12 protein-coding genes are annotated in these 14,397 nt (G+C 49.7%); 1 reads left to right on the forward strand and 11 read right to left on the reverse strand.

The window, feature by feature from the left end; genetic code table 11:
* Nucleotides 1-27: 27 nt before the first annotated feature.
* From ispF to rlmD, 8 genes are all read right to left on the reverse strand, one after another.
* Nucleotides 28-501: a 2-C-methyl-D-erythritol 2,4-cyclodiphosphate synthase gene (gene ispF, locus EDI28_RS22460; RefSeq protein ID WP_199287482.1), complete on the reverse strand. Its 474-nt coding sequence runs from the start codon at nt 499-501 to the stop codon at nt 28-30.
* A gap of 5 nt (nt 502-506) precedes the next feature.
* Nucleotides 507-1,214: a 2-C-methyl-D-erythritol 4-phosphate cytidylyltransferase gene (gene ispD / locus EDI28_RS22465; protein ID WP_128786117.1), complete on the reverse strand. Its 708-nt coding sequence runs from the start codon at nt 1,212-1,214 to the stop codon at nt 507-509.
* A 96-nt stretch (nt 1,215-1,310) separates the two neighbouring features.
* Complete coding sequence (ftsB, locus tag EDI28_RS22470) at nt 1,311-1,583, reverse strand: cell division protein FtsB (protein ID WP_128786118.1); 273 nt, start codon at nt 1,581-1,583, stop codon at nt 1,311-1,313.
* 250 nt (nt 1,584-1,833) lie between these two features.
* Nucleotides 1,834-3,135: a phosphopyruvate hydratase gene (eno, locus tag EDI28_RS22475; RefSeq protein ID WP_128786119.1), complete on the reverse strand. Its 1,302-nt coding sequence runs from the start codon at nt 3,133-3,135 to the stop codon at nt 1,834-1,836.
* Nucleotides 3,136-3,215: 80 nt separating this feature from the next.
* Nucleotides 3,216-4,856, reverse strand: coding sequence for a CTP synthase (gene pyrG, locus EDI28_RS22480; RefSeq protein WP_128786120.1), 1,641 nt, complete (start codon nt 4,854-4,856; stop codon nt 3,216-3,218).
* Nucleotides 4,857-5,048: 192 nt separating this feature from the next.
* Nucleotides 5,049-5,864, reverse strand: a complete 816-nt coding sequence (gene mazG / locus EDI28_RS22485) for a nucleoside triphosphate pyrophosphohydrolase (protein WP_128786183.1) — start codon at nt 5,862-5,864, stop codon at nt 5,049-5,051.
* 84 nt (nt 5,865-5,948) lie between these two features.
* Entirely contained in the window at nt 5,949-8,174 is a 2,226-nt protein-coding gene (relA, locus tag EDI28_RS22490; RefSeq protein WP_128786121.1) for a GTP diphosphokinase, read from the reverse strand.
* A gap of 41 nt (nt 8,175-8,215) precedes the next feature.
* Entirely contained in the window at nt 8,216-9,547 is a 1,332-nt protein-coding gene (gene rlmD, locus EDI28_RS22495) for a 23S rRNA (uracil(1939)-C(5))-methyltransferase RlmD (protein WP_128786122.1), read from the reverse strand.
* Nucleotides 9,548-9,703: 156 nt separating this feature from the next.
* Between rlmD and barA the strand changes: the two genes are divergently transcribed.
* On the forward strand, nt 9,704-12,469 hold the full coding sequence (barA, locus tag EDI28_RS22500; RefSeq protein ID WP_128786123.1) for a two-component sensor histidine kinase BarA: 2,766 nt from the start codon (nt 9,704-9,706) through the stop codon (nt 12,467-12,469).
* 109 nt (nt 12,470-12,578) lie between these two features.
* Here the strand turns inward: barA and acpS are convergent, their stop codons facing one another.
* The 3 genes from acpS to recO are packed head-to-tail and all read right to left on the reverse strand — an operon-like array spanning nt 12,579 to nt 14,397.
* Nucleotides 12,579-12,959, reverse strand: coding sequence for a holo-ACP synthase (acpS, locus tag EDI28_RS22505; protein ID WP_128786124.1), 381 nt, complete (start codon nt 12,957-12,959; stop codon nt 12,579-12,581).
* The gene (pdxJ, locus tag EDI28_RS22510) at nt 12,959-13,690 is read right to left on the reverse strand and encodes a pyridoxine 5'-phosphate synthase (RefSeq protein ID WP_128786125.1); all 732 of its coding nucleotides are present in this window, start codon (nt 13,688-13,690) and stop codon (nt 12,959-12,961) included. Before pdxJ ends, acpS begins: the two co-directional genes overlap by 1 nt.
* Nucleotides 13,687-14,397, reverse strand: a complete 711-nt coding sequence (recO, locus tag EDI28_RS22515; protein WP_128786126.1) for a DNA repair protein RecO — start codon at nt 14,395-14,397, stop codon at nt 13,687-13,689. Before recO ends, pdxJ begins: the two co-directional genes overlap by 4 nt.

The following is a 14,397-nucleotide window of genomic DNA, read 5'->3' on the forward strand; positions in this document are numbered from 1 at the left end:
ACAAAGGCAACGACAGGTAAGAAAAACTTATTGTTTATTGATCAAGACCACAGCTTCACAAGCAATACCTTCCTTGCGTCCGGTAAAGCCCAATCGCTCTGACGTTGTCGCCTTAACATTGATATTGCCAATATCCGAATCCAGATCCTCGGCAATCGCTTGGCACATCGCATCAATGTGGGGAGCCATTTTAGGTGCCTGGGCAATAATAGTGACATCCAGGTTACCCAAGCGATAACCCTTCGCCTTCACTTTACTATAGACATCCCGAAGCAGAAAACGGCTGTCAGCACCTTTCCACTCCGCGTCGGTATCCGGGAAGTGCCGACCGATATCACCGGCACCGATTGCCCCGAGCAATGCATCGCATACCGCATGTAAAGCCACATCCCCATCAGAATGGGCAATTAACCCCTGTTCGTAAGGAATCGCCACACCACCAATGATCACCGGCCCTTCACCACCAAATTTGTGTACATCAAAACCGTGTCCAATTCGCATCATGGCTAATCCTTTGTTAGTTGTTGTAAATAAAAATCGGCCAGTGCCAGATCTTCAGGCTGGGTAACTTTCAGGTTATCTGCCCGCCCCTTTACTAATTGCGGCACATATCCACAAAACTCAAGGGCAGACGCCTCATCAGTAATCACGGCCCCTTGCTCAAGGGCATGCTGGAGCGAGTCGCGCAGTTGCTTCACTTTGAACATCTGCGGCGTTAAGGCATGCCAGAGATTTTCGCGATCGACCGTTTCACGTATCCCCTGCGGCTTATCCGGTGACTGTACAAAACCACGCTTCATGGTATCTCGCACCGGCGACGCTAAAATCGCGCCACACTCGCTTAGACTAGCGGTGGCAATCAAGCGTTCCAAGTCTGATAGCTGTAAACAAGGTCGGGCGGCATCATGAACAAGTACCCAGCTATTTTCGTCATCAATGGCAGCCAGACCGGCAAACACCGAATCAGCTCGCTCGGCCCCGCCATCAACGAGTGTAATCCGCGGATCCGTGGCCAATGGCAATGCCGAAAAATAAGGATCGGTTTTGCTAATCGCAATAATCACCCGCTGTATAGCCGGGTGGCAAAACAAACGATCTATGGTGTGCTCTAAAATTGTCTTTCCTGCAACCAGCAGGTATTGCTTTGGACGGTCTGCCGCCATTCGGCTACCAACGCCAGCAGCAGGTACAACTGCGGTGATCTTATCGGTCATAGGTAAGGTGTTATGCTCAGAGTTAAAGTAATACCAATGGCAAGTGCCGATTTCCGATTCAAGTACCGAAGCTCAAGAGCACCCTTCATGTGGCGCTTAGTCACTGACAATCCGAAAGAAGGTTTCTCCCGGTTTTATCATGCCGAGTTCGTTGCGCGCCCGCTCTTCGACCGCTTCCTGACCTCTGTGTAGATCATGAATTTCGGCATACATTTGCTGGTTCCGCTGTACAAGTTCGGCATTGGCCTGCTGCTGAACCGCGACATTTCCTTTCGCCGCCAAATAATCCATCATTCCGTTTTTGCCAAGCCAGAAATCATACTGAAGCCAACACAGTACCGCCAGCAGCGAGACAGTTAACAAGCGCATGCAGCTCCCCGTTATTTCATGTAATTAATTCAGTTTCGGACAATTTGCCTAACTAATCGCACTAAATGGTACATATCGAACAACGCGATTAGTTAATAAAATTGCAATACGGTAATAATCCCATAAAGCGCAAGGTGTGACTAGCGCCTAATTCCAAACTCATTATTTATTCGGGCATAAAAAAACCGCCTCACGAAGAGGCGGTTCGATAATTAAGGGTGATAAGTTCACCCCAAAGGCAAGCTAATGATTAAGCTTGGCCTTTAACTTCTTTAAGACCGTTGAAAGGTGCTTTTTCACCTAGAGCTTCTTCGATACGAATTAGCTGGTTGTACTTAGCAACACGGTCAGAACGGCTCATAGAACCAGTCTTGATTTGGCCTGCAGCTGTACCTACCGCTAGATCAGCGATAGTTGCATCTTCAGTCTCGCCTGAACGGTGAGAGATAACAGCCGTGTAACCAGCATCTTTAGCCATCTTGATTGCAGCTAGAGTTTCAGTTAGAGAACCGATCTGGTTGAACTTGATAAGGATAGAGTTAGCTACGCCTTTCTCGATACCTTCAGCAAGGATCTTAGTGTTTGTAACGAACAGGTCGTCACCAACTAGCTGAAGTTTGTCACCCATTAGTTCAGTCTGGTGCTTGAAGCCAGCCCAGTCAGACTCGTCCAGGCCATCTTCGATAGAAACGATTGGGTACTGGTTAGCAAGATCTTGTAGGTAGAAGTTAAACTCTTCAGAAGTGAAGATTTTGCCTTCGCCTTTCATGTTGTAGTTGCCAGCTTCTTTGTCGTAGAACTCAGATGCAGCACAGTCCATTGCTAGAGTAACATCTTTACCTAGTACGTAACCTGCAGCTTCAACAGCTTCTTTAATTGCAGCAAGTGCAGCAGCGTTTGATTCTAGGTTAGGAGCGAAACCACCTTCATCACCAACAGCAGTGCTTAGGCCTTTCGACTTAAGTACTTTCGCTAGGTTGTGGAATACTTCTGCGCCGATACGTAGAGCTTCTTTCAGAGTTTTCGCGCCAACAGGCTGGATCATGAACTCTTGGATGTCAACGTTGTTATCAGCGTGCTCACCACCGTTGATGATGTTCATCATTGGTAGAGGCATAGAGAATACGCCAGCAGTGCCGTTTAGCTCAGCGATGTGCTCGTAAAGAGGCATGCCTTTCGCTGCAGCAGCAGCTTTAGCATTCGCTAGAGAAACCGCTAGGATAGCGTTCGCGCCGAAGTTAGACTTGTTTTCAGTACCGTCTAGGTCAAGCATAACCTGGTCGATTGCTGCTTGATCTTTAGCATCTTTACCAAGTAGTGATTCAGCGATAGCACCGTTCACAGCTTCAACAGCTTTAAGAACGCCTTTACCTAGGAAACGAGACTTGTCGCCGTCACGTAGCTCAAGAGCTTCACGAGAACCAGTTGATGCGCCAGATGGAGCAGCAGCCATACCAACGAAACCGCCTTCTAGGTGAACTTCAGCTTCAACTGTTGGGTTACCGCGTGAATCGATGATTTCACGACCTAGAACTTTAACGATCTTAGACATTATGTTTCCTCTTGCTTTATCTTCAATTTAAAAGCTAAAAAAATAGCTGCAGCCATAACCGCTACAGCTATCCGTAATCCTTACTTATTCAGCTCACCGCGCTGCTTATCACCAGCGGCTTTTACAAAGCCTTCAAACAATGGGTGTCCATCGCGAGGCGTTGAGGTGAACTCAGGGTGGAACTGAGCAGCCACAAACCATGGGTGGTTCGGGATCTCAATAATCTCCACCAGCTTCTTGTCTGCAGATAGACCAGAAATCTTCAAGCCTGCCTTCTCTAGTTTCGGCAGCAGGTTGTTGTTAACTTCATAGCGGTGACGGTGACGCTCGTGGATAGTCGCGTTACCGTAAAGCTCACGCGCTTTAGAGCCTTCTTTCAGGTGACATAGCTGAGAACCAAGGCGCATTGTACCGCCTAGATCCGAGTTTTCAGTTCGCTCTTCAACTTTACCTTCGCCGTCAACCCATTCAGTGATTAGGCCAACAACTGGGTTCTTGGTTTCAGCGTTAAACTCAGTTGAGTGTGCATCTTTCAGGCCCGCAACATTACGTGCGAATTCAATCAGTGCCACCTGCATACCCAGGCAAATACCTAGATATGGAATTTTGTTTTCACGGGCATATTGTGCTGTCAGGATTTTCCCCTCGACACCACGTCCACCAAAGCCACCAGGGACTAAGATTGCGTCTAGGCCTTGTAGTGCTTCTGCGCCTTTAGACTCAACGTCTTGTGAATCAACATATTTGATCTTCACAGACAGACGATTCTTCAGGCCAGCGTGCTTCAGGGCTTCGTTCACTGACTTATAAGCATCCGGTAGTTCGATGTACTTACCAACCATACCAATAGTAACTTCGGCTGTCGGGTTGGCTTCTTCATAGATCACCTGCTCCCACTCTGTCAGGTTTGCTTCCGGAGCTGTAATACCGAAACGCTGACACACAAGATCATCAAGACCCTGAGCTTTGATAAGCTGTGGAATTTTGTAAATGGAATCTACGTCTTTCATTGAGATAACTGCTTTTTCCTGCACGTTACAGAATAGCGCGATCTTCGCACGCTCATTCGCAGGAATGTTACGGTCAGAACGACATACCAGGATGTCAGGCTGAATACCGATAGAAAGCAGTTCTTTAACCGAGTGCTGGGTTGGTTTGGTTTTAACTTCGCCAGCTGCTGCCAGGTAAGGAACCAGAGTAAGGTGCATAAACATAGCACGCTCGCGCCCAAGTTCGACCGCTAGCTGACGGATAGCTTCCATGAACGGTAGTGACTCGATGTCACCAACTGTACCGCCCACTTCCACGATAGCCACATCATGGCCTTCTGCACCGGCAATCACACGCTCTTTGATAGCGTTGGTGATGTGTGGAATTACCTGAATCGTTGCCCCTAGGTAATCACCACGACGTTCTTTACGTAGTACGTCCGCGTAAACACGGCCAGCGGTAAAGTTGTTGCGTTTGGTCATCTTGGTACGGATGAAACGCTCGTAGTGACCTAAGTCAAGATCGGTCTCTGCACCGTCTTCCGTAACGAATACTTCGCCGTGTTGAATTGGGCTCATTGTGCCTGGATCAACGTTGATGTAAGGGTCTAGCTTCATCATAGTCACGTCAAGACCACGTGCTTCTAGAATAGCCGCAAGAGATGCTGCAGCAATACCTTTACCTAGTGAGGATACTACCCCGCCCGTAACAAAAATGTAATTCGTTGTCATGTTTAACCTGGAAGATTGGTGTAGAGGATTAAAATGTATCTGGACGGGAAATTAGTATACCAGACACACTTTATTGCCACAACGTGAAAACTATCACAGCATTGATCGTTTTTTTTTGTTTCAAATCAAATATACCCAACAGCCTGCCTATCACGGTGCTTTTGTCGCCGAAATCCGGCTCCGACTGGTGAATTAAACGCCGGACTGGCGTTCACGCTGTTTTACCTTATCCCACTCACTATCGAGCAGATCCAGCGAACAATCGTTAAGATGCTTCCCTTGTTCTAGCACACTTTTTTCAACTTCGCGAAATCGACGCTCGAATTTTTTATTGGCCCGCTGCAGGGCAGTTTCCGGTCTGACATTCAGATGACGGCTAAGGTTGACCACAGCAAAGAGTAGATCCCCAACTTCTTCTTCGATCTTACCTTGATTGGGTGATACTTGGATGACTTCATCCATTACTTCATCAATTTCCTCTTTCACCTTTTCAACCACAGGCCCGACTGTATTCCAGTCAAAACCATGCTTGGCGCAACGCTTTTGGATCTTGTCTGCACGCGTAAGAGCCGGAAAGGCTTTAGGGATATTAGCCAGGATACTTACGTCCTCACCTTTGGCTTCTCGCTCTTTGGCCTTTTCTGCTTCCCAGTTGGCATTGATTGCCGCATCGTCTTCGAACTCAGTATCACCAAACACATGGGGATGTCGGCGGGTTAGCTTTTCATTGATACCGGCAACAACATCATCAAAGTCAAACAGTCCCTGCTCTTTTCCCAGCTGGCTATAGAAGATGACCTGAAACAATAGATCCCCGAGCTCTTCGCGCACATCGTTCCAGTCCTGCTGCTCAATCGCATCGGCTACCTCGTACGCCTCTTCAATGGTATGCGGTACAATAGAGGCGAAATTCTGTTTGAGATCCCACGGGCAGCCCTTGTTCGGATCCCGCAATGTCGCCATAATTTCAACCAGCTGATCAATCGGTGTGTGCTGTTTCTCGCTCATAGTCGTCATTCTTGTGTTCTTTTATTCAGTTAAAAAAACGGGCGGCAATAGGCCACCCGCTTCTCGCTTCTCGCTTCTCAGAGTCTAGTAGAGACGCTTGGCTTCGGCGACATCCTTCACCTGCTCAATTCGCTTAAGTACCCGGCTCAATACTTCGAGATCGGTCAGCTCCAGATCAAAATCCATAATCGACATCTGTTTCTTGAAGTCGATACGGCTCTTCATCCCCGCAACCTTCACTTTCTCGTTTGCCAGCGTACTCGTCAGATCTTTGATCAAGCCGTTACGTTCCGAGGCCGTCACTCGCACCGTGATATTGTAGTTACCGACAAAACCACCGCCCCAAACTGTATGGATCATTCGTTCAGGCGCATGATGACGCAGCTCTTCAAGCTGTTCACAATCGCTGCGGTGTACCGAAATACCCCGTCCTTGCGTTACGAAACCAATGATTTCATCGCCAGGAATTGGCTGGCAACAGCGCGCAAGGTGAGTCATCAGGTTATCAACCCCTTCAACGACGACAGCATCACGCTGAGGCTTCTTGCTGGTTTCAACCTTGGTACTTGCCTCGGCCAATTTCTCCAGCAGCTGCTGATCTTCCTCTTCCGCGGTAGGCTTGTTAACCAGCGCATTAATATGGTTTATCACCTGATTAATACGCAGATCACCGCTTCCGATCCCGGCATATAGCTCCACCGCCGAATTAACGTTAAAACGCTTCAGGGCATAGGCCTGGGCATCTTTCAGCGTTGCACCAATTTTCGTCAGCTCAGCTTCGAGGATCTCACGACCGGCGGTAATATTCTTGTCCCGATCCTGCTTACGGTACCAGGCATGTACCTTGGCACGCGCGCGACTAGATGTAACAAACCCCAGGTTAGGGTTCAGCCAGTCACGAGAGGGATTTGGTTCTTTCTGAGTAATAATCTCGACCTGCTCACCCATCTGCAAACGATAGGTAAACGGTACGATACGCCCTTCAACCTTGGCACCAATACAACGGTGACCAACTTCGGAATGAATGTGGTAGGCAAAATCCAGCGGTGTCGCATTCAGTGGCAAATCAACCACATCCCCTTTCGGCGTAAAGGCATATACCCGGTCATCAAAAACCTGGCTACGTAGCTCATCGAGCATTTCGCCAGAATCTGACATCTCTTCCTGCCACGCGAGTAGCTTCCGAAGCCAGTTTATTTTTTCGTCATACGACGATTTTGCGCCGCCTGACGAGCCTTCCTTGTACTTCCAGTGTGCCGCGACACCCAGCTCTGACTCTTCGTGCATTTGCTTGGTACGGATCTGAATTTCAATGGTCTTCCCTTCCGGCCCGAGCACCACTGTATGAATAGACTGATAACCATTCGGTTTGGGGTTGGCGACATAGTCATCAAATTCTTTCGGCAGGTGACGGTATTTGGTATGCACGACGCCTAGTGCGGCATAGCAATCTTGCAGCTGATCAGCAATGATGCGCACCGCCCGGACATCGAACAGTTCATCAAAAGCCAAGCTTTTCTTCTGCATCTTACGCCAGATGCTATAGATATGCTTAGGACGGCCATGCACTTCAGCCTTGATATGCGAGACTTTCATTGACTCATCTAAGTCTGTCACAAAGTGGTCGATGTACTGCTCACGGTCAATACGACGCTCAGAAAGCTGCTTGGCAATTTGTTTGTAGGTATTCGGGTGATTATAGCGAAACGCATAATCTTCGATCTCCCACTTCAACTGACCAATCCCCAGCCGGTTAGCCAGCGGGGCGTATATATTGGCGCACTCTTTTGCCGCCGCACGACGGACCTCATCCGGTTCGTCTTTCACTTCGCGTAGATTACAGATACGCTCAGCCAGCTTGATCACCACGCAGCGGAAATCATCCACCATCGACAGTAACATACGACGAATATTATCCACCTGAGCCGACTGCGCCGCCCCTTCCGTGGTGGCATTTAGCTGACCGATGGCCGCCATCTGGTCAACGCCTGTTACCATCTGCAAAATCGTATTGCTATAATCTTCCTTCAGCTGTTCTTGGTCATATACGCCAGCCTGAACCAACGGGAACAGCAACGCGGCGATCAGGGTATCCCTGTCCATACTCAGAGTGACAAGGATCTCCACCATTTCGCGGCCACGCCATAACAGTAACGGCGCAGACTCTTCCTCTGTCGTTAACTCGATACATCGCTGATAAGTTTGCGTAATGCGTTTCGCCACTTTGGCGTCCTGCTGCAAACTATCCACCCAAGATGAAAGCTCAAATGTATCATTTTCCTTTAAATGCGCACCGCGAACTGCGACCATTTCTCTATCCTGTTATGTTCTCTGTTAATGTTGAATAAACACTACTTTTTGGAGCCCAGACTCTTTTTCGTAAACAGGGCCATAGACTCCAGATGCCCGGTATGCGGGAACATATCCAACATCCCCAGACGTTCCAGCTGATATCCTTGTTTCAGCAACACCTGGCTGTCTCTTGCCAGCGTGGCAGGGTTGCATGAAACATACACGACCCTTTCCGGGTTCAAATTCACAACATGCTGCATCACACCAGCCGCGCCGGCACGGGCAGGGTCGAGCAAAATTTTATTAAAATGTTCCTGCGCCCATTCTAGCGTAGTCACATCTTGATCTAAATTCGCCTGGTAAAACGCAGTATTATTTTGCTTGTTTATCAGTGCATTATCAGTTGCACGATGCACCATCTCATCGACACCTTCAACACCGACCAGCACTTTTGCTCGTTTTGCCAGCGGCAGGCTAAAGTTACCCAAACCACAGAACAGATCCAATACACGATCCTGTGGTGCGACGTCTAGCCACTCCAGCGCCTGCTGTACCATCTGTTTGTTCACATCCCGGTTAACCTGAATAAAGTCTTTCGGGGAAAAGTACAACTTCTGGTCATCTAACTCATAATACGGAGCCTGACCTGAAATTCTATCGATTGAATCAGATGTTGGGGCCAAATACAGAATAACATCGTATTGGTCGGCAAACTGACGCAGCAAGGTCATATCTTTGTCATTAAACGGCTGCAGATGGCGGATCAGTACCACCCGGCCATTATCTGCCTCGACTAGCTCGACATGACCAAGGTGCTTTTGCCCCTTCAGCCGAGTTAACAGACTCCGTAACGGAGGCAAAAGTTCATTTAATGATTGTGCCAGCACCGGACATTGCTCGACATCGACAATATCCTTGCTCTGCTTTTTGCGAAATCCGAACAGCAGCTTACCGTTGCTTGGCCTGAGACTAAAACGGGAACATCGACGATAGTTTTTATCGTTACCGACGATCGGCGCAGCCTGATCCATATCCGTTGCCGCAAACTTACTTATCAGCTCGGCCAATGCCTGCTGTTTGGCCTCAACCTGGCCTGAATGGGATAAATGTTGCAAGTTACACCCGCCACACTGGTCATAGATAGAGCAATGCGGTTTAATACGCGCCTGACTGTCAACCAAACGTTTAATGACTTTGGCACGCGCGTACTGCTTCTTGTCTTCGGTTAGCTGAACCAGCGCCTTTTCGCCCGGCAGCAGGCCATCAACGAAGACCGGCTTTCTGTTGATATGACCAATACCGGCGCCAAGGTGATCCAGGCGGCTTATAACAATTTCTTTATGCTTGGTATCGGTTACTTTTCGTTTTTGAGGCTTAAAAAAGCGTGCCATAGTGTTTTGACTCACGGAGCAGATAGACCAAACTGAGTGATATTGTCGGCAGTTTGGTATTAGTTGATTGTCGAATAGCCATAGTTTCATTAAGCTAACGGCCACAGATGGACGACAATTCTCCCACAGAATCGCATTCTTGTAATTAAGAGAACCATGACCAAATATGGACTTCGTGCCAGGGTCTTCACCCTGACATTAGCACCGACGCTGATTATTGGCCTGCTATTAAGCGCATTTTTTACTATGAGCCGTTATCGGGATCTTGAGCACCAGCTGATTTCGACCGGTGCCAGTATCGTCGAACCCCTTGCGATTTCAACCGAATACGGAATGACGGATAAAAATCGCGAAGCCGTTCGCCGCCTGATCAGCTATGCTCATCGCAAGCATTCACAGATAGTCCGCAGCATTGCCGTCTTTGATGCCGACAACCAGCTGTTTGTCACCTCAAACTTCCACCGAAATTTCGAGGCACTGATGTATCCGGATGATCAGCCAATCCCGATGCTGCTCGATACCCGGCTCAACGAAAATTCCCTCATCCTCCGAGCCCCGATTTTAAGTGAAGGCCAATTTTCCTCAATATCGGGGCCAGGCTACCAGGCTGAAGCACTCGGCTACATCGCACTGGAGCTCGACTTGAGCGCCCTGCGCCTGCAGCAATACCAAGAGGTATTTACCGCCCTAATGGTGCTCCTGCTCGGGCTAACCCTGTCATCGCTCTTCGCCTATAGGCTGATGAAAGACGTTACCCGGCCTATATCCCATATGGTCAGCGTGGTGGATAGGATCCGCCGCGGGCACCTCGATATTCGAATCGAGGGCCAGTTGCTCGGTGAACTCGATACCCTGAAAAACGGTATCAACGCCATGGCTATCTCGCTATCGGAATACCACATTGAGATGCAGCAGAGTATCGACCAGGCAACATCCGATTTGCGCGAAACCCTAGAGCAGCTGGAAATCCAGAATGTCGAGCTGGATATTGCCAAGAAGCGGGCCCAGGAAGCCGCACGGGTAAAATCTGAGTTTCTGGCCAATATGTCGCACGAACTGCGGACACCGCTGAACGGGGTGATTGGCTTTACCCGCCAAATGCTGAAAACCCGCCTCAGTACCAGCCAGCAGGATTACCTGCAGACGATTGAAAAATCAGCCAACAACTTGCTGACCATCATCAATGACATTCTCGACTTCTCCAAACTGGAGGCCGGTAAACTATTACTGGAAAATATCCCGTTCGACTTCACGGATTCATTGGATGAGGTCATGAAACTTCTGGCACCAAGTGCCCACGAAAAAGGCCTTGAACTGACGCTGAAAGTGGACAACAGGATCCCGACCGGGCTGATAGGCGACCCATTGCGCATCCAACAGGTACTGACCAACCTGATTGGCAATGCAGTGAAGTTTACCGAACGCGGCAACATTGATGTTTCGGTAGAACTGAAAACCGATCGCGACGAGAGCGTCGAGCTCCAATTCATGGTACGAGATACCGGCATCGGTATTTCCGAACGCCAGCAGGCACAGCTATTCCAGGCCTTCAGCCAGGCTGATGCCAGTATTTCTCGCCGCTATGGCGGTACCGGACTTGGCCTCGTGATCACCCAGAAACTGGTTACCCAGATGGGCGGTGAAATCAGCCTGACCAGCCGACTCCACCAGGGGTCGACATTCTGGTTCAGCCTGCGGCTGACCAAAACGGATCTGCCGGTATCCCAGCCAATTGATACCTCATCGCTGACCGGCAAGAAGCTGCTGCTCATCGAGCCCAATATGCAGGCGGCCTCTGTGGTCCAGCAGCGCTTGATCAAGGCCGGGCTCCATGTCACTTACCGCTCGACCATGCCGGAAGATGCCGAGCATCACCATTTTGCGCTACTCAACCTTACACCGGGAGAGCAGCCGCCGATTGCAAGCCTGTTGGATATGGTATTCAAAGCCGAGCAGCTCACTGATCAAGTCATGGTTTGCCTGCCGACCACCGAGCTGGCATTGTCTGAACGCCTGGTCAACGCTGGCGTATCCGCCTGTCTTCCGAAGCCGCTTGCTCACCGTAAGCTACTGGAAGCCTTAATCAGCGAACCAGATATGTTCTCTGAGCCGGTACAGCAATTACTACCAGAGCCCAGCCAAAGCATTCAGCCGCTAACTGTCATGGCGGTCGATGACAATCCGGCCAATCTAAAGCTGATTTCTGCCCTGCTCAGTGAGCGGGTCGAAACCGTCATTACTGCAACGGGTGGCCGAAAAGCGGTGGGGTATGCCCACCAGAAAGGCTTTGATTTGATCTTCATGGATATCCAGATGCCGGAAATGGATGGTGTCACGGCCTGCCAAGAGATCCACAAGACCGAGCTCAACCACAATACACCCGTTATTGCCGTGACCGCTCACGCAATGGCCGGAGAGCGAGAACGTCTAATCGATGCGGGCATGGATGACTACCTGACCAAACCTATCGAAGAGCATATCCTGCAACAGATCCTAGCCAAGTGGACGCTCCCTCACGATGCTGATACGAGCCCGGTTTCAGAAGCTATCCCTGAGCCGGATCCCGAGACACATCCCGTCAATCACAATATCAGCTGGGATTGGGATCTCGCACTGAAACAAGCCGCTGGCAAGGAAGATCTTGCCAAGGACATGCTGCAGATGCTGCTCGACTATATGCCGGAAGTAGAAATGCTGGTCAATGAAGCGTTGGATGGCAGAAATGTTGAACTATGGCCGCCGATACATAAGCTACACGGCAGCTGTGCCTATAGCGGAGTGCCAAGGCTGAAAAACCTCTGCTATACCATTGAAACGGCACTGAAAGCCGACGCGAAGGTTGAAGACATCGAGCCAGAGTTGTTTGAGCTGATCGACGAGATGAATAACGTGGTAAAAGCATCGAAGACGTATCGGCACTAGGGGCGAGAAACAAGAGTAAAGAGCTGATGCTCAAGAGTTAAAAAAGGCGAGATCAGTGATCTCGCCTCTTGAAGCGAAGCGTAACTCGCTTCCCGTCGCTTCTGAAAAGCTAGCTTTCTAAAATCACCGTTGCTACCGCGTACTTCTTTTCGTCAGCAATCGTGAGGTGGACATGGTTCGCCCCCATTGCGCCAGCAAGTTCTGCGGCCTTGCCCGACAATGTCAGGATAGGCTTACCCCGTTCGTCATTGCTGACAGTAAAATCATGAAACGACACACCGCAGGCAATACCGGTTCCCAACGCCTTCGACGCGGCTTCCTTGACGGCAAAGCGCTTGGCCAGATAGCGCCCTTTGAGTTTAAGGCTATGAAAAATAGTCAACTCAGAGGGGGAGAGCACCCGCTCGGCAAAGGCATCACCAGAACGGGCAAAAACCTTTTCTACCCGTTCGATATCAGCAATATCAGTACCAAGACCCAGAATGGCCATTAACGACGCGCATCCAGCATTTCAACTTTCATATCAGCTACGGCTTTTTGCAGGCCATCGAATGCTGCACGGCCAATAATCGAGTGACCAATGTTAAGCTCGTACAGCTCCGGCAGTGCCGCAATGGGCTTAACGTTATGATACGTCAGACCGTGGCCGGCATTGACCTTAATGCCCTGATCGTCGGCATAGCTAGCCGCTGCGGCAATTTTCTTCAGCTCGTCCTGCTGCGCTTCTTCGGTCTCTGCATCGGCATAATGACCAGTATGAAGCTCGATATAAGGTGCGCCACAGGCAACGGCTGCATCAATTTGTTCGCGGTCGGCATCAATAAACAGTGAAACTTTAATACCCGCTTCGCCCAGCTTAGCTGTCGCAGCTTTGATTTTCTCCAGCTGACCGGCGACATCCAGACCACCTTCCGTTGTTAGCTCTTCACGCTTTTCCGGTACCAGGCAAACAAACTCAGGCTGGGTTTCCAGTGCAATCTTGACCATCTCATCGGTCACAGCCATTTCCAGGTTCATTCGAGTCTGGATAGTTTCACGCAAAATTCGAACGTCACGATCATTGATATGACGACGGTCTTCACGCAGGTGAACTGTAATACCGTCTGCACCCGCACGCTCAGCCACCTCTGCAGCATGTACAGGATCTGGGTAACGAGTACCTCGAGCGTTACGTAGAGTGGCAATATGATCGATATTAACGCCGAGTAAGATGTTGTTCATTTTCCGGTGCTCCTTCCTCTAGGGATAAACAATTCCCTGCTTTTTAATGGTTTCCCGCCAAGATACGGCTTCAAGGCTATACGTGTAAAGCGTTTTGCCGCCCGGAGTTGATCCGGGGTTTCAAAATGCCGGGTTGCAATGGCCGTTAACTGACTTCCGGTAAACGACAGCTGCCCTGCCACCATGGAAGCAGTAAAGCCCCGTTGTTCACGGTAGTTATAGGTCATATCACTTTCAACAGGTAAGCCGCTGCCGGCACAATGGAGAAAATCAATGCCATAGCCAAGGTGGTGTAATAGTGCTAATTCAAAACGACGCAATGCTGGCTCTGGATTATCCGCCTGCGCCAGCTCTCGCAGCACATTCAAATAATCCAGAAACAGCACCGGATAAGGTGTGTTATTTTCCAGTACCCGCGCCAAGACTTCGTTGACGTACATCGCGGAATACAGGATATAGCTGCGCATCGGTAGGCCAATGCTAATGGGCTCGGCATAGGTCAATACTGGCATTGAACCTCGGCCAGACCATTTCATAAACAGCGGGGTAAAAGGCTGCAAGGCACCTTTTAGATTGGAGCGCTTACGGCGCGCTCCTTTCGATAGGATAGTGACACGGCCTGAATCTTCACTGAATACATCGAGGATCAGGCTCGTCTCACTATAAGGACGAGAATGAAGGACAAAACAACGCTGTAGCCCCTCCAT

Origin of the sequence: Photobacterium chitinilyticum, assembly GCF_004104355.1 — a bacterium.
GTDB classification, from domain to species: domain Bacteria; phylum Pseudomonadota; class Gammaproteobacteria; order Enterobacterales; family Vibrionaceae; genus Photobacterium; species Photobacterium chitinilyticum.